The sequence below is a fragment of the Vibrio sp. 10N.261.51.F12 genome, from assembly GCF_041471725.1.
GTDB lineage: Bacteria > Pseudomonadota > Gammaproteobacteria > Enterobacterales > Vibrionaceae > Vibrio.
On the sequence record NZ_JBFROV010000014.1, the window covers coordinates 224,982 to 248,534 of the forward strand.

The 23,553-nt window shown below is 44.3% G+C and carries 15 protein-coding genes; 3 read left to right on the forward strand and 12 right to left on the reverse strand.

Annotation, left to right across the window (positions count from 1 at the left end; all coding sequences use genetic code 11):
* Positions 1-49: 49 nt before the first annotated feature.
* The 5 genes from AB4405_RS08295 to AB4405_RS08315 all read right to left on the reverse strand — a co-directional run bounded on the left by AB4405_RS08295 (position 50) and on the right by AB4405_RS08315 (position 5,571).
* A complete protein-coding gene (locus tag AB4405_RS08295; RefSeq protein WP_372060392.1) occupies positions 50-2,227 on the reverse strand; it encodes a glycoside hydrolase family 2 protein in 2,178 nt (725 codons plus the stop codon).
* 25 nt (positions 2,228-2,252) lie between these two features.
* Entirely contained in the window at positions 2,253-2,699 is a 447-nt protein-coding gene (locus tag AB4405_RS08300) for an ATP-binding protein (protein WP_372060393.1), read from the reverse strand.
* 145 nt (positions 2,700-2,844) lie between these two features.
* Positions 2,845-3,969 carry a sugar phosphate nucleotidyltransferase gene (locus tag AB4405_RS08305; RefSeq protein ID WP_372060394.1) on the reverse strand — a complete coding sequence of 375 codons (1,125 nt, stop codon included), beginning with the start codon at positions 3,967-3,969 and terminating at the stop codon, positions 2,845-2,847.
* A 33-nt stretch (positions 3,970-4,002) separates the two neighbouring features.
* The gene (locus tag AB4405_RS08310) at positions 4,003-4,335 is read right to left on the reverse strand and encodes an STAS domain-containing protein (RefSeq protein ID WP_372060395.1); all 333 of its coding nucleotides are present in this window, start codon (positions 4,333-4,335) and stop codon (positions 4,003-4,005) included.
* A 12-nt stretch (positions 4,336-4,347) separates the two neighbouring features.
* Entirely contained in the window at positions 4,348-5,571 is a 1,224-nt protein-coding gene (locus AB4405_RS08315; RefSeq protein WP_372060396.1) for a SpoIIE family protein phosphatase, read from the reverse strand.
* Positions 5,572-5,719: 148 nt separating this feature from the next.
* Between AB4405_RS08315 and AB4405_RS08320 the strand changes: the two genes are divergently transcribed.
* Together AB4405_RS08320 and AB4405_RS08325 are read left to right on the forward strand one after the other, a co-directional pair.
* Complete coding sequence (locus tag AB4405_RS08320; RefSeq protein ID WP_372060397.1) at positions 5,720-6,703, forward strand: hypothetical protein; 984 nt, start codon at positions 5,720-5,722, stop codon at positions 6,701-6,703.
* 258 nt (positions 6,704-6,961) lie between these two features.
* Positions 6,962-11,401: a beta strand repeat-containing protein gene (locus AB4405_RS08325; protein ID WP_372060398.1), complete on the forward strand. Its 4,440-nt coding sequence runs from the start codon at positions 6,962-6,964 to the stop codon at positions 11,399-11,401.
* Positions 11,402-11,647: 246 nt separating this feature from the next.
* Here the strand turns inward: AB4405_RS08325 and AB4405_RS08330 are convergent, their stop codons facing one another.
* The 3 genes from AB4405_RS08330 to AB4405_RS08340 form a co-directional block, all read right to left on the reverse strand.
* A complete protein-coding gene (locus tag AB4405_RS08330; protein ID WP_372060399.1) occupies positions 11,648-13,405 on the reverse strand; it encodes a sodium:solute symporter family transporter in 1,758 nt (585 codons plus the stop codon).
* A 1,341-nt stretch (positions 13,406-14,746) separates the two neighbouring features.
* Positions 14,747-15,205: a hypothetical protein gene (locus AB4405_RS08335; RefSeq protein WP_372060400.1), complete on the reverse strand. Its 459-nt coding sequence runs from the start codon at positions 15,203-15,205 to the stop codon at positions 14,747-14,749.
* A gap of 634 nt (positions 15,206-15,839) precedes the next feature.
* The gene (locus tag AB4405_RS08340) at positions 15,840-17,324 is read right to left on the reverse strand and encodes a glutathione synthase (RefSeq protein WP_372060401.1); all 1,485 of its coding nucleotides are present in this window, start codon (positions 17,322-17,324) and stop codon (positions 15,840-15,842) included.
* 668 nt (positions 17,325-17,992) lie between these two features.
* Here AB4405_RS08340 and AB4405_RS08345 point away from each other — a divergent pair.
* Positions 17,993-19,393, forward strand: coding sequence for an amidohydrolase (locus AB4405_RS08345; protein WP_372060402.1), 1,401 nt, complete (start codon positions 17,993-17,995; stop codon positions 19,391-19,393).
* A gap of 99 nt (positions 19,394-19,492) precedes the next feature.
* Here AB4405_RS08345 and AB4405_RS08350 read toward each other — a convergent pair whose 3' ends face one another.
* From AB4405_RS08350 to AB4405_RS08365, 4 genes are all read right to left on the reverse strand, one after another.
* Positions 19,493-19,753, reverse strand: a complete 261-nt coding sequence (locus AB4405_RS08350) for a hypothetical protein (protein ID WP_102470586.1) — start codon at positions 19,751-19,753, stop codon at positions 19,493-19,495.
* Positions 19,754-19,755: 2 nt separating this feature from the next.
* Positions 19,756-21,060: an HlyD family type I secretion periplasmic adaptor subunit gene (locus AB4405_RS08355; RefSeq protein WP_372060403.1), complete on the reverse strand. Its 1,305-nt coding sequence runs from the start codon at positions 21,058-21,060 to the stop codon at positions 19,756-19,758.
* A gap of 8 nt (positions 21,061-21,068) precedes the next feature.
* Positions 21,069-22,766 (reverse strand): type I secretion system permease/ATPase, encoded by a 1,698-nt coding sequence (locus AB4405_RS08360; protein WP_372060404.1) that lies wholly within the window; start codon positions 22,764-22,766, stop codon positions 21,069-21,071.
* A gap of 149 nt (positions 22,767-22,915) precedes the next feature.
* The gene (locus AB4405_RS08365; protein ID WP_372060405.1) at positions 22,916-23,548 is read right to left on the reverse strand and encodes a hypothetical protein; all 633 of its coding nucleotides are present in this window, start codon (positions 23,546-23,548) and stop codon (positions 22,916-22,918) included.
* Between the last annotated feature and the right edge of the window lie 5 nt (positions 23,549-23,553).

Below are 23,553 nucleotides of genomic sequence, written 5' to 3' on the forward strand. Positions count from 1 at the left end.
TAGTTTCGTAAATGACTAGTTAAACGCTAAGCCTGTTCGTTCTAGCCAATTAGTAATCCCCTGGTTGATAGTGATTACTTGAAATAAGTTCCCCTTGCGAACCAATGATATTAATCATAAATTCATCAGTTATTTTCCCACGTTCAATATTGGCGATTGTTGTAATATCATTGCTTTTAATATCGATATGATCCTTTTGCCAACATTTAGACGGTTCTTTATTCAGAGCCACACAATCAATCACAACATTAGTGTTAGAGATTGGAACCCTTGAGTCATTGATAATACTTATTTTTATAAGTTTAGACGAAGGCTCTTTGTTTACACTAGCAATCGGTAAAATAGGTTGAAAAGATTGCTTCAACGCTAAAAAACCTGGCTTTTTTTGTCGATCTACATCCAATACAGACCAAGTAACTGAGGGCCAACTGTCGACAAACATAAATTGATAAATGGCAGCAATACCTTTATTTTTTTTCAACCTTAGGTTTTCTGCCGCATATTTATTTACTGTCCTCTGATAGTCCTGACTATTAACAATAAAGTCATTTAAGTTTTGTCCCATTTCTATTTTGGCTAGCTCGAGCGTTTCATGTCGTTGGAAATTATGATAATCAAGTTGGTCGAGTTGTTGGGTATTTAAAGGCCAAGAATCCGTATCAGACAAAATGCTAGCCAATAACTCAAATCTTGGGAATGCTTGCGCACCAAACTCGCTAATGATTGGAGGGCCTGTTAGCTTTTTATAATCGGTATAATGACCGGAATACCAGCCATACCATGGATGTTCATAGGTGTAAGACGCCTTCCTTACCACCCTTCCATCTTGAGATTCGACAAGTGCCGAGTAGACGCTGTCTGTTAGTTGTTTATTATGCGAACGTTCATAAGATGGATACTTGTATTTCATCCAAGTCGCATCCCACGGCGGTTCGTTATGACCACTCCAAAACGCTATTGATGGATGATTGAACAGCATTGACGTCATGTCCTTTGCTTGCCGTGACGCTTCTGCCGACGTTGCTAACGATTCTTCATATCCCCATTGCAACGGAAAATCTTGCCAAACAACAAAGCCAAGTTCATCAGCAAGATCGTAAAACGCTTTGCCTGCAACGTGCCCATGGACTCGAATGCTATTCACGTTCGCTTCCCGCATCAGATCAAGATCATCCGCATAGTCTTGCCGTGACACTTCACCTAGCCATTGGCTCGCTATATAATTGGTCCCTCGAATAAAGTAAGGCAGATCGTTAATATAGAAATGTTTTTTAGATTCAGAATACTCAACTTTCCTAAACCCAATGCGTTGTTGTACGTAATCAGACACGGGTTGATCCGCCAAGTACACGGTCACTTTTAAATCATAAAGATTTGGCTTTCCCCAGTCATAAGGCCACCAGAGCGCTCTTTTGGTACTAGGAACCGTCCACTGCATTAAATTGTCGCCTTCATTAAGCCTCGTACGGACGACATAACTCTCGCGACGGGTTCTCATATCAACCTCCTGAGGAGGCACAAGTGATATTTCGACAAAACTTTCACCCGACAACGAACTATTCAGGAGTATATTCAGTTGCCCTGACGATTCTCCATTATCCTGGAGAATGGGCGTAAATTTAACCTCTCGAATAGCAACGGGTCCGGTACGCTTTATGTCTACCGAGCCCCAGATCCCCCCTGAGTTCGCATCTTGCCCCCGCTCCGACCATGCTCCTCCAGGTCTCGTATCATGATGATTTAGGACGCCTTTTAGTTCTTTCTTGTTTAAAGACCAATCCTGAACCTTGTCATCGTTTTCGCTCTTAACCATGACACTAAGCTCATTTGTTTTTTCTTTGATAAAAGAAGTCACGTCAAACGAGAATGGAGCAAAATAACCGACATGAGATCCTATCGGTATATTATTCAATGATACGTCTGCGACATAGTCAACGGCTTGAAATGACAACCAGTAACGACTCTGAATGTATTTTTTTTCTAACTCAAAAGACGTCCCATACAATGCCTGACCGGCAAAATCGACCCCTTCAGAATACCAATTAGCAGGAACGTGCAGCGATTGATTATAGGTTTCAAATGATGGCTGATTCGATCTAGGTGAGGCGGCAATTGAAGTGAACTGCCATTGCCCATCCAATGACAGCGTAGAAACGTTGCTGTCCAAGCGCTGACTCGTGCACCCTTGCAATAAGATATAAATAACCACCCATCCAATACGCCGCACTTTCCACTCCCTAATCAATTAGCTACTAAACCGTTTTGACAAGTGTAAAGGTGTTCTTGTCGCCTTCTTGTGTCAGTTCAACATGATCAAGTAACGCCGCTAATATGATGAATCCTCTACCAGACGTCGTCCATGTCTCAGGGTCTTCAGGATCGGGCTCGATAAAATCAGCTTCCAAAGCCGACTGAAATTCGGCTTGGGACATGCCATCACCAAAATGGATAATATCAACAATTACTTTATTTTCGTTGTAGCGACTCGCTACCTGTATCGGTTCGCCATCTTGACTCTCGTAAGCATGTTCATACGCATTATTGATCAGTTCAACCACACAGAGTTCAAGCTCTCCAATAGCGTCATCACTAAGGTTGCGAGACAACCAATACTCTTTAAGGTCGTTAGCAGCAACCCTTGATATGTCGATGGCGCTCTTGTATGAATTTGAAAATGCATGTCCTTCACTGGTCATCATGATCATCCTGTCTTTATCGAAATGTGCGCTTGTGCGTTATTCACTTACCAATGTTAACGGCATAGCGAGTTTGCGAGTCATACGTATCGTTCACTTGCTCAAATCTAAGACACACTTAGATTGATGCTTTATTTGTACACATAAATCACATCGTGTTGATAGCATCAGTCAAACGATTCATTGCTGGATAAGGTCGCAAATTTGTCCACATTGCCAAGCTTTCTGTTTGTCCATCGTGGCCAATACTAAAATCACCAAAAATAGTTTGCTCTTTTATATCAACACCTTGATGTATTTGGGTGTAATCAAAAATCAAAGAATGCTTAACCGTAGAATCACGCTTAACGTGACAGTTTGCACCAATCAACGCAGGTCCGATGATCGTTGCACCTTCTTCTATAAGGCAACCGCTCCCGATGACAACTGGAGGAACAATATTACATTTTGAAAGGTCAATATTAGTGTTAATACCTAACCAGATGCCCGCTTTAACTTGTGTACCAGGAATGCGATAACCGGGTACTTTGCCACTTAACACATCCTCCGTTACTCCCCAGATATCCTTAATGTTACCGACATCAAGCCATTGGAAATTCATTTCTACGGCATGAAACGGCACGTGCTGCTCGACCAGTTTAGGAAACAATTCACTACCAATATCAAACTCTGTCTCTTTGGGGATATAATCGAAAATAGCAGGTTCAAAGATATAGATACCCGTGTTTACTTGGTCGGATAAGGCGTCTTCTTTGGCTGGTTTTTCTTGAAAGCTCTGCACGAGCCCTTTGGGGCCAGTCACCACTACCCCATATTTTTCGACGTCATCGGCATGGACTCGCTTTGTAATGATGGTCGCTATCCCTCCATTTTTACGATGCTTCTTTACGGCCTCTTTAAGGTCTAAATCAATCCAAGCATCGCCACAAACGACAACAAACGTCTCATCAAAAAAACCAGAAAACTCTTGAATGCGCTTCATGCCACCCGCCGAGCCTAATGCTTTACTTTGAAAGACGCCATCTTCCAGTGCGCCCTCACATGAATAGGACAACTGAACATCAAAATGATGTCCATCACCAAAATAGCCCTCAATCACTTCAGCTAAATGGCTGGTATTGATGACAATTTTGCTAATGTTATGTTGAGCAAACAATTCAATCATCGACTCCATTACCGGCTTCCCTAATATCGGGATCATCGGTTTGGGAATTTGTTGGGTAATAGGACGAACACGCGTCCCCTTCCCTGCTGCAAGAATCATTCCTTTCATATTCGCTTCCTAGCCATAGGCAATCATGTAATCTTAAGCTGACGTCGCAACCGCATCTTCGACGGTGTCATACGTTTTTATTAACCGATCCATTCTCGTGAGTTTAAACAACTCCCTAACCGGCTTTTTCGCACCGACAACGGCAATTTGTTTATCTCTGAGCATTTTATATACCGCCATAATTGCACCTAGCCCACTACTATCCATGAACGTTACTTCAGAAATATCGAGTAAAAGGTTTGGTTTGATGTCGGCCTGTATCTCTTCAAGAGTCGAACGAAACGACGTCGCTAACTTTGCATCAAAACGGCTTTCTTGCACTTGAATAACGGTAAACAAGTCGTTGTCAGAAATATCGTACTTCATAAGATTCCCTACCTATTGTGGTGTCCATTTACACACTAGAATGCTGACATCATCGTCGAACATTTCATTTTGTTGCCAATCCCGTACTGAAGACACAATACGAGCAGGCTTATCTTCAAAGCGCTCCCTTTCCTGAAGAGCGATAAGGTCTTTTAACCTCTCCTCGGTATAAAACTCTTCGCCAACACGGGCTTCCGTAATACCGTCGGTATAAAGCCAAACTTCATCTTTTGGCCCCAAAGAAATCGTTTCTTGTTTGTAGTCAGCAAAATCAAACATCCCAACCACGAAATTATCATCACCTAGAAATTGTGGAGTTCCTGCTTCGTCTTGAAGCCATACAATGGGTGGGTGCCCCGCAGCACAATAGTTAAGCTCACCCGTAGCTTGATTCAGTACGGCATACACCATGGTAAAATAGAGGTGGCTCGAAGAATCTTGGCTATAAATATCATTGAGCTTGGCTACCACTTCGTCTGCTGGCCGAATTACCCGCCCCTTACTGGTATCTTTAAAAACAACGGAGCTGGGACCATTGACTACTGAAAGCGTTTGGTGAACTGAGAAAGACAACAAAGCCGACGCAACCCCATGACCAGATACATCGAGTAGATAGAAGCCGACGTGATCATCATCTAGTTGGAAGTACCCCAGAATGTCGCCCCCAACCTGCGCACTGGGTATCGAAGTATATGCCATCGATACATGCTCAAATGTCGTTCGAGTTGGAAGAAGCTGGCGAATAAAATCACCCGCGGAGTCCAAATCTTGCCGTATCGTGGCATAAGCGGTATCCAGTTGATGATTTTTTTGAAGCAGTTCGTTGTGTAGCCCTAAGTTTCTGAATCCAGCTCGAATTCGAGCATCCAGTTCGTCGATTGCGGTGTTTTTTGCTACAAAATCATCCGCACCCGCATCGATGCCATTGATAATTGAATCCTGATCATCTTGTGAAGACAGCAACACAAAAAATATATAGCGATTATAATTAGTGGACTTGAGTTCTTTACACAACTGGACGCCGTCCATTTTAGGCATCACCCAATCACTCAGTACAAATTGAATATGTTCACTTTTGTTAAGGGCTTCTAGTGCTTCATAGCCGTGATTTGCTACTGTAACGTCGTAACCGCGTTTTTTTAACAAAGAGCTCATTAATATCTGTGTTGTCTTATTGTCTTCAACTAACAGAATGGCTCTTTTTATTTGATTACCACTGATTTCAACGTTTTCCATTCATCAGTATTCCACGACGCCCTAACCATACTAATGAGGATAGGAACAGAAATTAAAATTACCAAAATATTTTTTGTTTTCTTCACGTTAGCGTGAGATTGTGCTTGAATTAACCTTATGTTCTACCTCTAAACTATGGCGAGTTAATATGAATATTAAAGCGAGTATTTATGTTGTTATCGCTCTTACTCCGCTCTTAGTAAAGGCAGACGACTATTTATCTAATTCGCGCCAACACGCACCAGCCCCAATATCACCTAACATCACCAAAGGTGATAATTCTATTAATAATGACAATGAAGAGACCGAGCTCGATTTAATTTGGCGTGGTGTTGAAAGCTCTTTTGAACTGCCATTTGGAGAACTTGAAAATAGAGAAGGCCTTTCAGGTCTTAGCGGCAATTTCTCTTTAAACCTTCCACTGATTCAAACTGAAGAGGCAAATTTGCCCTCTGGCGCAACCAACGGCCCTTCCAATGTAAACTATACCGCGAATCTCTCGCTTAAATATGTGCTGCTAGGTAATTGGTTCGTATCTGGTACCTTGTATTACTATTTTGATAAAGAGCAACAACAGACTTGGAATCCAGATTTCACTTATGTCTTCGGATACAGTGATTGGCGTCCTTATACATTTAGCCTGCTCTACTCCAACTATGGCGGTAATCGCTTTAGCCCCGAACCAGGAGGGTCTCGTACCAACTTCAACGAAGGAACCTGGTCACTAGGGTGGAAATTTCCAATTACTGGTAAACTGCTAGAGTGGACAAGGGTCAGCGATGATGGAAGTATTGGTTGTCAGACCGACTACAATTACACCCCCAGTTATTTCGATTTAGCCTCGTCGGACTATAAAGCGAACCATCAAACCCTGTCGTTAGGGTGCAAATACGCAATCACAGGAAATTGGTATATCAACGCCACGGCCTTTTATTATTTTGACCGTTCACAGCAACAACCATGGAACCCTGATTACACTTACGGCTTTGGGTACTTTGATTGGCGTCCAGGTACCATTACGCTGCAATATAATAACTACTCAGGTAACCGTTGGAATTCTAGTGATGCTGGTGAAAATACAGGGCGATTCTTAGATGGCTCTATCATGCTCGCTTATTCATTCGCTTTTTGAGAATCAGTCTACCTCCGCACTTATTGCGTTTCTCTCCTCTCTTTTCGCAAGTCAAAATGAGATCCCTTTCTAATAACCACAGCTGCATACCGAGTAATTTCAACATAAATAACGGCAATTCAATCGGTTACGTATTTTCACTCGATTTGGCATGCTACATGCTTTATTAAAAATCAAAAGCAGATTTAGTTGATTTCGTTATTAGATCTCCTAATTCATTCTTATTGAACATCCGACATCTAAAAAGAGAGGCACTCCATGGACGGAACCAAACACGACGACTTGATTTCAGGTACAGAGAACGCAGACAACGTTAACGCTCAATCAGGTAACGATGAAGTGCATACTCAGCAAGGCGACGACTTTGTTGCTGGTGGCGAAGGGGCGGACCTTATTCGCTCGGGTGACGGTGCCGATACCGTTTTGGGCGATGTCGAATACAGCGCTTCCGATTCCAGCACATCAACTGACTCAACGAGCAGTGACGATAGTTGGGGTAATAGTCAGTCTGTCTATTCCTATTCTAGCCAAGGGCAAGGCACGAGCTCAGAAGCCGAATCCCACGGCGTTCGCCTTGGCAACTACGTCATCGACCAAACCGGTAATCTAACCGCCAACTTCAATGTATCCAACGCCCCTGATACAGTCACCGTGCTCATCAAGGACGAAAACGGGACCATCATCCATTCTCAAGAAGCAAACGTCGATGAGAACGGTGATATTAGCGTCGACTTTGAGTTTACTGAAGCTCAAGTAGAAGGTAACAGCCCTCTTTTCTTTTCGTTAGAAGATAACCAAGGTCAACCAATCAATGACCTCAATACCGTAGATATCGACGTTCATAACATCTTTGATGACCAAATTCATGGCGGTGCAGGCGACGATATTCTTAAAGGACAACAAGGTGAAGACACCATCTACGGTGGAACTGGTAATGACTTTCTTGATGGTGATATCAACGACGATACCCTGTATGGCGACGAAGGTGATGACGTTCTTATCGGAGGAAATGGCGACGACACCCTTTTCGGTGGCACTGGCAACGATACGCTCATGGGCAGCGATGGTGATGACACGCTGCACGGTGATGACGGTGATGACTTGTTACTTGGCGAAATGGGTAACGATACCATCTATGGCGGCAAAGGCGCTGACGTAGTCATTGGCGACGACGGTGATGACACGTTATATGGCGACGCTGGCGATGATAAAGTCTTCGGTGGCAAAGGCACCGATCACCTAGAAGGTGGCGACGGGGCTGACGAACTGCATGGTGAGGAAGGCAACGATACCATTTTAGCGGGAAGCGGCGCTGACTTTGCTATGGGTGGATCAGGCGATGATACGATCTCTGGCGGCGATGATAACGATCTACTCCTTGGCGGTGACGGAAATGACAACCTTCAGGGCGATGCAGGCGATGATGTGCTAGTCGGCGAGTACGGTGATGATCTACTTATGGGTGGTGTTGGTAATGATGTCCTTATCGGGGATGACGGAGCCGACCACCTCATTGGTGGAGAAGGTAATGATGAATTGTATGGTGGTGCAGGCATTGACACACTCGACGGTGGTGACGGTGACGACATAGTGCACGCAAACGAAGGCGCAGACATTATTTCAACCGGGCTTGGTAATGACCAAGTCTATGCTGGCGAAGGCGATGACCAAATCAATACGGGTGCAGGCGACGACCTCGTCTTTGGACAAAGTGGTCACAATGTTATCGATACAGCAGACGGTCATGACACCATTTATACCGAGGCCGGTGACGATATTATTAATGCCGGTAGTGGTGATGACACGATTTACGCCGGTGGCGGTGATAACCAGATTGACACTGGTGACGGCCAAAATACGGTTTACGCCGATGGGGGCAGCGACACCATCACATCGGGCTCAGGAAATGACACGTTATACGCTGGTGATGGCGACAATATTATCGATGGTGGTTCAGGCGATGATCGACTGTATGCAGGTTCAGGCTCAGACCAAATTACAGCGGGTGATGGTAATGATGAAGTGTTTGCAGGCGCTGGAAACGATGTCATCACAGCAGGATTAGGCAACGATACCATCTTTGCTGGCAGTGGCGACGACACAATATCGGGAGAGGCTGGCGCAAACAAACTGTTTGGTGAAGGCGGTAACGACACCATTACGGCTGGTCAAAATGGAAGCGAGCTTTTTGGTGGCTCTGGCCACGATACCCTGATGGGCTCTGACGAAGCGGATGTATTGGCAGGTGGTGCAGATAATGACACCTTAATCTCAGGCAAAGGTAATGACACGGTATTTGCGGGTTCGGGAATCGATACTGTGGTCACAGGTGAAGGCGATGATACCGTCTTTGGCGAAGCCGGCACGAATACGATAGATACCGGCGCTGGTAATGATTCTGTGTTTGGTGGCATTGGTAGCGATACTGTCACAACAGGTGCAGGTAATGACGCTATCTTCGCCGATAAAGGCGCAGATACTATCAATGCAGGTAGCGGCGACGACCATTTAGATGGTGGTGACGGGGATGACAAACTGTTTGGTGAAGACGGTAATGATGCCCTCTTTGGTGGTGCAGGTAATGATGAATTGGTCGGTGGTGCGGGTTATGACTTCTTAGCGGGTGGTGCCGGTGATGACACCATGACCGATGATGGCCAAGATACCCTGCTCGGCGAAGCAGGTAACGACACTCTCACAGCAGCATCCACCGGCTCGCACAACATATTTGGCGGCAGCGGCAACGATACATTAATCGGCAGTGACGAAAGCGATACCCTGTACGGTGGTGAAGATGACGACACGATTACTGGCGGCGCGGGTAACGATACGCTCTTCGCTGGCGATGGCGAGGATAACATTCAAGCCGGTTTGGGCGACGACACTGTCTACGGCGAAGCCGGCAATAACACCATTGCTCTAGAGCAAGGTAACGACACGCTCTTTGGTGGAGCCGGAAACGACACGGCCAGCGGTGGTGAAGGTAATGACGCCTTATCCGGTGCGGGCGGTGCCGATGTACTGTCGGGTGGCTTGGGTACGGATACATTGGATGGCGGAGATGGCAATGACGTGCTATCGGGTAACGAAGACGCGGACATTTTACTTGGCGGCGCAGGCAACGACACACTAACAGGCGGTACTGGAGACGACTTCTTGTATGCGGGTTCAGGTGCAGACAACCTGTCTGGCGGAGAAGGTGTCGATCAACTTTACGGCGAATCAGGTAATAACACACTTGATGGCGGTATGGGCGATGACATCATTTTGGGCGGTACCGGCAATGAAACTATCATCGGTGGCGAAGGCAGTGATTATATTGAAACTGGCGTCGGCAATGATACCGTATTCGGAGGCATAGGTGATGACCAAATCCTGGCGCAAGGTGGCAGCAACACGTTATCAGGAGGCGAAGGCGATGACGAGATGACCTCAGGAAGCGGCGATGACATCCTTGACGGTGGTGACGGTGATGACACCCTGACCTCAGGCTCAGGACACGATACGGTTCGAGGCGGATTAGGTAACGACACCATTATTGCGTCGGCGGGTAATAATCAGCTATCAGGTAATGAAGGTAATGATGCTCTCTCATCTGGCGCTGGAAACGACCAGCTATGGGGTGATGAAGGCAACGACACCTTAAGCGCCGGCGATGGCGATGACAAACTTTATGGTGGTCAAGGTAACGATACCCTGAACGCAGGCAGCGGGCATGACACTCTAGAGGGTAATGAGGGTGACGATAAACTTTATGGGTATGGCGACAACGACTCGCTAGACGGTGGCGACGGCGCTGACCAACTGTTTGGCGGTGATGGCGACGATACCCTCGCTGGTGGACTCGGAAACGATAGACTTAAAGGTGATAGTGGCACGGATTTACTTCATGGTGGTGAGGGTAATGACCGACTTGAAGGTGGTTCCGGTAACGACACCCTATTCGGTCAAGATGGCAACGATACGCTTTACGGGCAATCCGGCGACGATCAGCTCTTTGGTGAGTTAGGTAACGACAAGCTCTATGGTGGTTCAGGCTCTGATAACCTATCTGGTAAAGAAGGCGACGATACGTTGGACGGTGGTTCTAACAATGACTTTGTTGATGGTGGCGTGGGCAACGATACATTACGTGGCGGATCAGGTGATGACCTTGTCTTCGGTCAAGAGGGGAACGACTCCCTAGACGGCGGCAGTGGCCTTGACCAATTATTTGCTGGTTCGGGCGATGACACCTTAGTTTTCGATAACGAAGAAATCACGTCTGGTGACGCTAACTCTGTCTACTTTAGTGGTGGCGAGGGATTTGACGTCTTAGTCGTAGGCAATGGGAACGACAATCAAACCATCGACATGTCCAAAACCGCATTCCAAGAGATTGAAGGCGTGAAGGTCAGTTCAACTGACACCGACATAGCCATCGCACTCGACAAAATTGCTGTTAATGATACCGCTGGAGAAGCAAATGGTCAGTTTGTGTGTACCGGAGCCAAATCTATCGACTTGTCAGGCTGGGGGTGGGAACTTAAGAGTACAACGGTTGATATGGACCAAGGACTCAAAGATGCCTACGAAGCACAAAACCTTGATACCTCAAGCTTGTATGGTTACAAACTTGAAAGTACGGATGGAAAAGAAGTCACTATTTGGAGCGACTTGGAACAAGATGATATCAATTTCCCATCCGATATCGCTTAGCCAATGAGCACCAGCAACCAATATTGTCCATTTCCTTAGCAACATTTGACTGTTTGCCCTCTTCAAAAGAGGGCCTTTTTTTGAACAATCACATGCATATTACCAACCCGTAAGGAATAGACATTAGACAAAAACCCCAGCGTTTAGCTGGGGTTTTTCATTTTAAGTGTGCGTCATAAACTTCGACACAGAATAACATGCGACCAATTTATCATCACATCATCCTTTTGGTTTCACGTACCCAACCTATTGTTGCGCTGCCAACTTATTGCTGCCCTTGTTCGCAGCGGCAACCAATGCCACACCAACGACAAGAACAATGGAACCACATAAAAGGAATAGCATACGGCCTGACGTTTCATTTGGAATCAATGCCATCGCTAAGATACCAAAACCGGCCACGCAAATGAGGTTGCCGAGCATACTACGCTGCTTCGTGTCTAAGTTTTGTTGATCTTCAGAGTCAGCATAAACAGGCGTATTCCAGTTTTTAAACAGCTCTGTCACTTCAGCTTCACGTGCAGGCGTTCTGCATGTACGGTCTTTGTATGCTAGTGCGATTGCTACGAAAAAACCTCCAGTAAAGATAACGTGTGCGGCTAGACTCAGCGTTACTTTCAAGTCAGCCCATTCACGCAACGTCAACGTCTGCTCTAAGCCGAATAAACTTTCAATATGATGTGCTTCCAATGAAACACCAAAAATAAATGAAACAGCACCACCAACGAGTAACGTAGCCCACGCAGACCAATCTGGTGTATTACGCATTAACATACCGAGCAATACTGGAATCAACATTGGGAAACCAATCAATGCTCCAACATTAAGAACGACATCAAATAAGCTGAGGTCACGAAGTGAGTTAATAAACAAACCAATACCGATAATGATGAAGCTCATCAAAACCGTCGTCAGTTTACTCACAAGCATCAGTTCTTTTTCTGTCGCTTTTGGACGAAGTACTGGGTTGTAGAAATTGATAACAAAAATACCGGCGTTACGGTTAAGGCCTGAATCCATTGATGACATGGTGGCAGCAAACATTGCTGACATTAATAAGCCGACCATTCCAGCTGGCATCAACTTTTCAACAAACGCTAGATAGGCTGCATCAGCGCCAACATCATAACCTTCGATAAGCTCAGGCATAAATGAAGCAACATACCATGGCGGGAGGAACCAAATAACTGGGCCAATAATCATAAGCGCACAAGCAAGTCCCGCAGCTTTGCGAGCATTTTGACTGTCTTTTGCACATAAGTAACGATACGCGTTAATGCTGTTGTTCATGACACCGAATTGCTTGATAAAGATGAAAACCACCCAAAGTACAAAGATGCTCATGTAATTTAGGTTGTTGCCAATAAAGAAGTCGCCTTCAAAGTTAGATACGATGTTACTTATCCCACCACCGTGATAATACGCTGCAATAGCACAAGTAATGGTTACCGCCATAATGACCAGCATCTGCATAAAATCAGACGCAACAACAGCCCAAGAACCACCTGTTACCGCCATTAACATCAAAACAATGCCGGTGACAACAATCGTCGCCTCCATTGGAATATCGAACACAGCAGCCACAAAAATAGCTAGGCCATTCAACCAAATCCCTGACGAAATCATGCTGTCTGGCAAACCAGCCCACGTAAAGAACTGCTCCGATACTTTACCAAAACGCATTCGAATGGCATCAATCGCAGTTACAACGCGGAGCTGTCTGAACTTTGGTGCAAAGTAGAGATAGTTACATAGGTAACCAAATGCATTGGCCAAAAATAAGATGACAACAACAAAACCATCACTAAATGCACGTCCCGCGGCACCCGTAAACGTCCATGCAGAAAATTGGGTCATGAATGCCGTTGCACCAACCATCCACCAAAGCATTTTACCCCCACCTCGGAAGTAATCACTTGTAGACGTTGAAAATTTACGGAACATCCAACCGATTGCTATTAAGAAAAAGAAGTAGGCGAGAACCACGAGTGTATCAATAGTCATTATTTCAACCTTTATAGTTTTGGGGTTAATTTACGTCACCAAGGTTACGTATTTGACTACCTTATTTGTAGTACAAAACTACATTGGTGAGACATAGATCGCCTGTTTTATATAATTAAATATAATGAAATTAAACCTTAAAAAACAATAGCTTAGAGCATAAATAAACATAAACAACGTGAATAAAAATACATATTTGTAATACAAATCAAAATGTGATTATTGGATAACTATCGCGTCAATACTGGATGATAATAGCGGTATAAATTAAGAAATAACAAACATTAACTTTGGGCTGTAAATATTTGCATTGAGCCGATAAAAATTAATTAAAAACAGAGTTATCAATATCGTTCAGCCGAATAAGCCGGCACTAATTACTCGCTAACAACATATTTAAAAATAGTGGGAACTAATTAGTATCGGGGGTTATTAACTAGAGTAATAAAACAGCAAAAAATAGCGTTTATGACGAGTGGAAGAAAGAGACAAAACTTGCGAATTCAACCTTAAAATAATCAACAGTCAAATAAATTAATGAATGTTATTTTAAAATATTAAATAAAGAGTATTGGATCAGTAATTTAACCTCATGGAATTTGGTCGATGTCTCCATAATAGCTCGTTAATAGGCTGAAAAACGGTTGTTGCTAACATTGAATCGAAAAATATATCATTTAAGCAAAAATAAGCGCTAACACCATAGTAAAATGAGTCTGATTTTGATCAAATGGTCATCACTAAATGTATGAATCTCGCTTACATCACCGTTTCTCACCACCACATTCAAATGATGGATATTGGCTCAGATCACGCTATATGTCTCAGATCACGCTATATGCCTCAGAGCACACTATATGTCCCAGCGCTTTTATTGCCAACATTCGAGTTTAAGAACTGCGTATGGTGCGATGGTTAGCCAGTACTCTTGTGCATCGCACCGCCCTTCAACGCCATCATATTCATCGACAGAAACCTAACATAGCAAACCCTCTAGCCTGCAAGTCACCGTCAACCATGCAAGGCTGCTCCACGGCTAGTTTTAAGCGTATGATGGCCTTGATGAATAGACACGATCTGCTTACCTCACCTTTGACTGAACAGCATCATTATGACGCCCACGCAGTACATTAGTGTTCATGATACAGACCATTCGTAATGGCGTAACCGTTAGCAAGACGTGTCAATTAACAAGAACATGGCCGTAGACGTGACGCTCAAACAGCCAGCCTTTGTTCCAACCATATCATTATGATTTAGCCATGCACAAAGCTATAGCTTCAGTAATTGGGCGTTGTATATGTTGTCTTTTAAGCGCGTAAATCGCTCATATGGACAAAATTAACAGAGGTGTGGTAATCGGTGGGAATAGAGTGCATTTCCGTCTTTCCAACCGGATAGACGTGACAATGACGCAGTAACACGACTTGTCCAATGAAGTTGTAGAGGTATCAATGCATAAGCTTGTTTTGAGACATCTAACAATGATGGAGATAAAAGCGAGATTATTAGGTGGTAATCCGGTGCAGAGCTAAACCTTAAGTCATGCTTATCACTGAGTGTTCTTCTCGGCACTGAGAAATAATTTACACCCGCATAATCATTTTTTGCAGAGCCTTCGTCCGTAGATTCATCAACAATAGCCGTATGTTGACTATCTATTTTATCTAAGTCCAAACTCAATTGAATGGTAACCGTTTCGCGTATTGGCTCAAGCGACAAGTACTCATCAGCGATAGCAGTATGCGTACACACTGCCAACACCATTACGATAAATAATTGATACCAACGCTTAAACAAAATTTACCTCATTGATCGATAGGTTAGATCTTAAGTAACTTATCGAAGAGTATACTGAATCAGCGCAGTACAATGGTAGTGTAGAGTCAAATGAAGTGTTAAAAATTATTTCCGCTTTCATGATAGGGTTTGTATTCCTAAATGAATTCAAGCCCGTCAGTGATGCCAATAATAACGGCTATATTCAGTTCTATTTCATCACCAAAACCCAAGCAGCATTTGTTAATTATTACCCCGTACTCTTAATCGTCATTAACCAATAACATATAGAAACACTCATTAGAGCAAGTAATACTAATTACTTAGTCTAACCACTATCAAATACAAAGGTAAGCCATAGGAATACACACTAACAACGTCGATGTATTCGTCTAATCACACCAACAAACGACTAACGGGCTGCTCACACTAAAACCAAGGCTCTTGCCATGCCAAAAAAACCATAAAATCAATGACTTAAAACGAAAAACAACAAGAGTATAAATCTATTATCCGAAGCGGTATCGTTCGCGGCAACGAAGTTCGATAAAGATCTATCTGTATGCGAGCCATATGAGAAAAGCCCCGTCAATGACGAGGCTGATACGTTTACGCTGATGGGTAACCAGATACGTAGATGAAACGATAAGCAAAATTAGCTAACTAAGACCAGAGAATCTAGAATCCCCAGCCCGCTATGGATTCCTCCTTCATTTTCGCTAGCCGGTTTACTGCGAATTAAATACCCCGCATAGCCATTGTTTTCGGTAACCGCATGGCCTTGATAGTGCGCGGTAAACAAACCAATCTCACTCACTAAATCTGACACTATCGTTTGCTGACCATCTCGAACGGCGATGGTTGGTGACTCGCGCTCATGTGGATAGAGACGTTGCATCAATGCCCACGCATCATACTCTTCTGGCTTCAGTGCCATTAAGGTATCGCTGATTTTGTCGCCGAAGACACAGTGTCCACCACCTTCACCTTGGTTTTTGAGTACCCATTGCTGTTTATTGGCGCGGGTATTAAACCATTCAATCGTCTCAGCTGAGATAGGCTTCATGTCAGCTAATACGCTTTTTATAAGCTTAGCGTCTTCGAGAGAAAGTCCCCAACGTATGTAGTCTGCGGCAGGTATCATGGTTAGCAACATCTGCATCGATTTACTCGTCGCCAATTGCTGGCTAATCGTCGCGTTCATGGCAACATAGTGTTTTTCAATGAACAGCCTCGTCTGGCTCAGCGTATGACAACAAATATCTTCTTTTAATTCTGGCGCCCAATAATCAGAATATTGGTATCCAGCACGCAGATAGACGGTATCAATCGCTCCAACGCCATCAAGAATAAGACGTGGATTGCCACTGTCCGACATACCACCAGTTGATAACTGCGTACTTAATTGCTCGAACGTGCGCCTCAGTGTTCGAACACCCAGTCTCTGTAACTCAACTTCCAATAAATGCTGATCATAGACATTGTCTTCATTTTTCTGCACGACCATTAAAAATGTCGGGGTTGCATCATGTTCCATTTCGTTAAAGTGCGCCTTCACTTTCTTAGTCGCCGTCGCAATGCCAAGGGCAAGCTGATGCATCGCTTGATTGTTCGCCGGCATCGCTGCTCTATCTTCTACCCAGTGTTCGTACACGTCACTCCATTGGCTTTGAACAAAACGATGGAGCTCTGTGGCGCGCTGACCAAACGGTCCCATACCAGCAGCGATGCCATTAAATTCAATAACCTTCGCGCCATGCTGGCGATCATCCATAAAATCGGTACGCATTAGAAGCAATGGCTGACGTGCAGGTTGTAGGCGCTGTAGGACGCTACCATGTGCTTGTTGGTGGAGCTCCATCAAGCGGCCAAAAAACGAGTCTGCTTTTGCCATATCATTTAGCGATGATTGTAAAAAATCATGGTCTTCAGATACATTGCTCACCAACTTTGCAATCAAAGGGGTTACGGTAAGTAAATGATTGTATACCGTTCGCTCCATCGTCATTGGGGCAATACTGAACGGAACGTGCCTTGCCGTATTGTCAGCTTGGCGAAACGCGACACCGTGCATGATTTCCCATTCACAGACATCTTCAATGAATTGCTGAGGCACAAATTTGGGGTTGTCGTTATTCATAATGTAATGACTCTTTCTATTTTTATCGCCTATGTCGCGTTCATAGCCGCAAGGCTCGGTGTACTATTCTGGTATTCGTTTTCCGAAGATATGAGCGAAATAATACCGCATCGATCGTGGTTCTGCCTCTAAGAATAACCAAACACGTCCATTCCTATGGTTAGTCCACCTCACGTCTGCAGGCGTTCTCTGCCGTCCTTTTTACATCGAACGGCGTAAGAAGGCTCCGTCGACAATGCGAGTTTGTCGACCGCACCGACTCAGCATAATTAAGGAGCCTTGATGCCACTGAGGCGCTATCTAATGACGCTTGCTTTATGTTCAATTCTTTCCATTTTACTGATTACACGGCGGCCAGACTCGTAGCCATAGCGATAAAGACGGAGGATTTACAACAAAGACGCATTTTTTATTTATTTCAACAGTATTTAAATCAATGATAAACCGAAGTGCATACGTTGTAGTGCATGCATTATTGTGTTTCAAACGCTTTTTACCTTATTCGAGTAAACGTATTCACCGTTACAAGATGCTTCTACTCTCATATTTATATTATTTGAGCGCGTCGACAAACCCAGACATATCCAATTGCATTTAGCTCAATACCTCATAGGATTGCGAAAACGATTACCCCATTGACTAACCGACGAACTCCCAAAGGGCCTCTTATGAATATCAAAAAAACACTGATTGCCGCTGCTATCGCTAGTGTCAGCTCACTATCTTTTGCGGCGGAGAAAGTCGACCTCATGATCACTGATGCTCTGGTGTTAACCATGGACCAAGACAAATCAATTTATGAGAACGGAGTCGTCGCGATAAAGGATAACAAGATTATAGCCGTCGGCGATCAATCATTAGCGGAACACTACGAGGCTCAACACACTCTCAATGTCGATGGCGATATCGTCATGCCCGGTCTAATAAATACCCATACGCATGTATCAATGACGGTATTCCGTTCATTAGCAGACGACGTCCCTGATCGCTTACACCGTTACATCTTTCCTCTAGAAGCTAAATTGGTATCACGTGATATGGTACGTATTGGTGCCAATTTAGGTAACGTAGAAATGGTTAAAGGCGGCGTCACTACGTACGCCGATATGTACTACTTTGAAGACGAAGTCGCGAAAACTGTCGATAAAATAGGAATGCGGGCCGTGCTTGGCGAGACCGTCATCAAATTCCCGGTTGCCGATGCAGCCAATGCAGAGGAAGGCATTAAATACGCATTAAACTTTATCGAAGAATACAAAGACCACCCACGTATCACCCCCGCATTTGCACCACATGCTCCATATACGAACACCACTGAGATCCTTCAAAAAGTGGCTAAGCTATCGATAGAACATGATGTCCCTGTCATGATCCACCTTGCGGAGTCTCATCGCGAAGAAGAAAAAATTGCCGAGCGCTCCGAAGGGCTTTCGCCGGTCCAGTATATGAACAGCATTGGCGCGCTCAACGAGAACTTAGTCGGCGCTCATATGATTTTGGTTGATGACGAAGATATTGAACTGGTGAAACAATCTGGCATGGGTGTCGCGCACAACATGAGTGCTAATATCAAGTCGGCGAAAGGCGTGTCACCCGCTCTTAAGATGTATGACGACGGCGTACGTATCGGGCTAGGCACTGACGGTCCAATGTCAGGCAATACGTTAAGCACGATTGATGAGTTCAACCAAGTGGCCAAAGTTCATAAGCTTGTTAATAAAGACCGGGCCGCAATGCCGCCAATTAAGGTCATTGATATGGCAACAATGGGTGCGGCTCGTGCATTACACATGGAAGATAAAATCGGCTCACTCGAGGTCGGAAAACTGGCTGATGTGATCGTTATTGATGTCAAAGCACCCAATATGGTTCCGGTTTATAACCCATACTCTGCACTGGTTTACTCAGCAAATTCTGGCAACGTAAAGCACACCATCGTGGATGGGAAAATCATTATGCAAGACCGAAATATGTTAACCGTTGATGAGGATGCGATTCGTAAAGAAGCATTAGATTTCAGTCAAGTCGTCCGAAAAACGGTCATTGAGTCAGGGGAAGTGGTTCAATAAACCCAATATTGTGTAAAGTAGGCATCGCCGAACTCTTGGCGGTGCCTGCCACAAACTTTGATGCCTGTTTAGATCGCTAAAATGCCATTTGAAAAGCCATCAATCGCTATGTAAACAACCGTACACTTTTTCATGACAGCATTGGCACTGATAGGAATGACGATGGGTTTTCTCTCCGCAGTGTGGACAAGGAATCATGCGCTTGTCAGAGCTGCATAAAATCATGATGAGTCCTATGGGGCCCAATACATAACCAAGCAGTACCCCTGCCACCACTCGACCTTTTTTTATACCAACAATGACCGACAATATAAAAAACACCGCATAGAAAGAAAGCCAAAATGCCATTTCAGGTTCCATTTTTACACCTCTCTCATCGCGCGATAATAGCTCACGGTTAACGGCGCGGTTAAATAATCCCACAAGGTTCGTTTCTCTAGAACAATAAACACTTCCGTCTGCATTCCAGGATAAAGCTCGATATTGTCAAGCCCTGCCAATGCATCACTAGCAAGCTTTACTTTAACCATATAACCCGTTTGTTGCTCATTGGTTTCAGTGCTTAATCTGTCCGCTGCAATGTAAGTGACCTCTCCATCGACGGGCGGAGTTTTTCTAACGTTGTAAGCACTTAATCTCACTTTTGCTTGTTGCCCAACTCTAACGACGTCAATATCTTGTGGGGGTATCAACGCTTCGATAATCAATTCATCACTATCAGGAACAATCTCCATCAGCACATCACCGGGGTTAACAATACCACCAACGCTGGCGACATTGAGTCCAACCACAGTACCATTGTGCTCACTGCGGATCGTCACTCGAGACTTAACATCCGTTGCCGCTTTCAATGCCTCACTAATATCACGAGACTCTTTTTGTATCTGAGCAAGCTGAGAGGAATAGGTTTGTTTTAGCTCGAGAAGCTGGCCTTGGTGTGTTTGTTCAAGGGATTTAAGTTGGCGATTATTCACTTCGGTCTCTGCAGCAATTTCAGCCAGCTCAGCATCGACTCTTGCTGCCGCTCTTTTCAGTTCTAGCATGCGTGTTTTAGACACATACCCCTTTTTTACCAGCCCTTGCGTCATATCGATTTCTTCTTTCAATAACGCGCGTTGTCTTGCTATCGCTCTTTGCTGAAACATACCTCCGCGAATTTGTTCATCGAGTAAGGCTTTGCGCTGTATGTATTGCCCTTCCGTCAGCTCCAACTTTAACAAAGCTTGCTGAAACTGGAGCTGCTCACTGCTGATGACGTTGGCGATGATTTGTGTTTTATCGAGAGTGTCTATGCTTACGCTGTTGTCTTTGAAGGTCCAATCAACTTGATTATTTCCTTCTAGTAAAGCGTCAAGCCGACGTTTTTGATAATCAAGAGAAATAGCCTTCAAGGTTAATCGTTGAAAATCCGCTTCTGCTCGTGAGTTGGACAACTCTAGCAGCACATCGCCCGCTTTTATATGTTGCCCTTCTTTAACATACACTTGCTTTACCCAGCCCCCTTCTAAATGCTGGACTTGTTTTCTTTTACTTTCGACCACCAGCACTCCCCGAGCAATAGAGGCAGCACTCAAATCAACAGACGTTGCCCACCAAACAAAACCAACGGTCGTAATCAAGCTAAGAATAATGCCTTTTCTTACTACTTTTGACGTATCAAAAATCATAAATACTCCTAGCTTGCTGTACGGGTTTGAGGATTAGAAGTGCTCGTTACGTTGTCAACGTCAGAGTGTAACCCTAAGAATTGATCGCTTTTGCCCGCTTTTTCAACCTTGCCATCCTTGAGTAAAATGACCCAATCCATTTGCCTCAAAAAACCGGGCCGGTGGCTAATCATAACCGTTGTAATCTCATTCTCTTTACAATGCTGAAGTACGATCGCTAACGCGACCTCCCCTTCTGGATCAAGGTTTGAATTCGGTTCATCTAGTACCAACACCTTAGGATTGGAAAAAATAGCCCGTGCTAAACCAATTCTTTGCATTTGCCCGCCCGACAGTTGCAAACCGCCCTCTCCGCAATACGTTTGATAACCGTCAGGTAACGATATGATCAACTCATGAATACATGCCAGCTTTGCCGCCGCTACCACATCCTCGTCTTTCGCTTCACTGAAACGACAAATATTGTCTCGAACTGAGCCGGACAATAAACCAACGTGCTGAGGGAGGTAACCAATGTGCTGTCCGAACTGAGATTCAGACCACTGCTCTATGGCTGCACCATCCACCTCTATCATCCCAACACTTGGTTGATATATCCCCATAATGAGCTTTGCTAGGGTCGACTTACCTGATCCTGAATTGCCTAGTATCGCCAGGGATTGACCATTACCTAGTTTGAAATTGATATTTTGCAACAAGGGCTCTTTCATTGTTGGAAGTTTGAGAGCGACGTTCTTAAATTGGATGTGGCCTTTGGGTTTAGGCAACGTCGTTTTCTTTACCTCTTTACTTTCGTCATAGGCATTAAGACGTTTCCATGCGCCCATCGCGCTGTACCAAGACTTCCAACCTGAGACGGCTTGTTCAAAGGGTGACAATACCCGTCCCATAATGATTGAACTTGCAATGATAGCGCCAGTCCCTAGCTGTTGAGTCAAGACAAGATAGACGCCAAGTGATAATACGGATATCTGTAGAATCGTTCGAACGTAGCGGCTCACTGAGAGTAATCGGCCTATTCGGGAGTTCACCTCCCATTGATAACTCAGTAATTTTTCACTCTTCGTTTCCCATACCCTTCCAATATTCTCGGACATGCCCATCGCCTTTATCATCGGAGCATTACGCAAATAATCGTTTAACTCCATGTTGGTTCGATTGGAATACTTACCTGAATCTTCATTCGCTTGACGACTTTGCAGCATCATCACTACTGCTAACAGCATGAAAATCACACACCCCATCAACGCAACCACACCAATATAAGGATGAAGCATAAATAGAATGATAAGGAAAATAGGAACCCATGGCAGATCAAAAATCGCGGAAGTAGAAGGCGTAACAAGGAAATTGCGTATTTCAGATAAATCTTGTAATCCTTGTTTTTCAATTCGATTTGTCACGGACGATTGTGAAATGCTCTTTGCGAGTAAAATCCCACTAAGAGAAGCGTCTAATTTTAGCCCTGATTTCTGTAACAACTCGGTACGTATGTACTCCATTAGAAACTGAGCAGTCACAAGAAAAAGCGCGATGCCCATTAATGCAAACATCGTCTCTAAACTCGAACTGGAAAGGACACGATCAAATAGTTGAAGACCATAAATAGGTAGGGACAACACAAGAAAGTTAATGACAAAACTAAAGTAACAAACGACCCATAGTTCTTTTCTTGTTTGTTTGAATGCGGGCTGTATGCGATCCATAAAACACTCTACTCCTGATTAGGTTCCTTCCTAGAAGGGAGTATAGTAAGTGTGTTCGCAATGTGTATTTTTTTAACTAATAAGAAAAATCATAACAAACAAATTGTTAGCTCCGTTTGTATGACTTTTCTAACGATCGTTGTTTGATACTATGCCAACTTAAGTTGTTGACTAATTTCAGCGCCATTTGCTACCGCTCTATGGCTCTCTTTTAAGATCCAATTGATTGGATTTCGAACCCAGGGCTGTGGGTCATATTCTGGAAATCGGTCAACGGCTCTCAATGCGACCACCTTGAGCCCAACAGCCTCGCAAGTCTCAATACAGCGTTTGGCATGCCATGATTGAGCGACAACCACCACATTTCGCCCTACCGCTCGGTGGAGGGCTTGCGTCGCAATATCGGTAGTCGTTTGATAATCTTCGCTACCAATGACATGAGCACGTTTAATTGAAGCGATAGCATGCTCTGCAATTTCTTGTTGAAGATGTGCATCTAGATAAGGGTATTCTTTCAGTAGTGCCATGGCTTCCTTGGCGAGGCATTGATTAACCTCTGAGCTATCCCCAAAGGAAAAAGCGATAACACCATGCGCATCTAGTGGATTACCAAAGTCTTGCATAGACAGTTCAGTTTCACCCAGATAGGTTAATACCCTGTCTTTTTGTTGTTGATTAAGTTGGTAGTCTCGTGTCGAAGTAAGGCGTTGTTTGAGCACCGTCGCCGAGTGGCGTACGAGTGATAGCTCTGAATGAGTTAAGGTATCGATAAAGTTTCGCATAGCAG

Coding starts and splice junctions, on each gene's coding strand:
- AB4405_RS08300 (WP_372060393.1), bottom strand. CDS start 2,699: ATGATGACCAGTGAAGGACATGCATTTTCAAATTCATACAAGAGCGCC.
- AB4405_RS08305 (WP_372060394.1), bottom strand. CDS start 3,969: ATGAAAGGAATGATTCTTGCAGCAGGGAAGGGGACGCGTGTTCGTCCT.
- AB4405_RS08310 (WP_372060395.1), bottom strand. CDS start 4,335: ATGAAGTACGATATTTCTGACAACGACTTGTTTACCGTTATTCAAGTG.
- AB4405_RS08315 (WP_372060396.1), bottom strand. CDS start 5,571: ATGGAAAACGTTGAAATCAGTGGTAATCAAATAAAAAGAGCCATTCTG.
- AB4405_RS08320 (WP_372060397.1), top strand. CDS start 5,720: ATGAATATTAAAGCGAGTATTTATGTTGTTATCGCTCTTACTCCGCTC.
- AB4405_RS08325 (WP_372060398.1), top strand. CDS start 6,962: ATGGACGGAACCAAACACGACGACTTGATTTCAGGTACAGAGAACGCA.
- AB4405_RS08330 (WP_372060399.1), bottom strand. CDS start 13,405: ATGACTATTGATACACTCGTGGTTCTCGCCTACTTCTTTTTCTTAATA.
- AB4405_RS08340 (WP_372060401.1), bottom strand. CDS start 17,324: ATGAATAACGACAACCCCAAATTTGTGCCTCAGCAATTCATTGAAGAT.
- AB4405_RS08345 (WP_372060402.1), top strand. CDS start 17,993: ATGAATATCAAAAAAACACTGATTGCCGCTGCTATCGCTAGTGTCAGC.
- AB4405_RS08350 (WP_102470586.1), bottom strand. CDS start 19,753: ATGGAACCTGAAATGGCATTTTGGCTTTCTTTCTATGCGGTGTTTTTT.
- AB4405_RS08355 (WP_372060403.1), bottom strand. CDS start 21,060: ATGATTTTTGATACGTCAAAAGTAGTAAGAAAAGGCATTATTCTTAGC.
- AB4405_RS08360 (WP_372060404.1), bottom strand. CDS start 22,766: ATGGATCGCATACAGCCCGCATTCAAACAAACAAGAAAAGAACTATGG.
- AB4405_RS08365 (WP_372060405.1), bottom strand. CDS start 23,548: ATGCGAAACTTTATCGATACCTTAACTCATTCAGAGCTATCACTCGTA.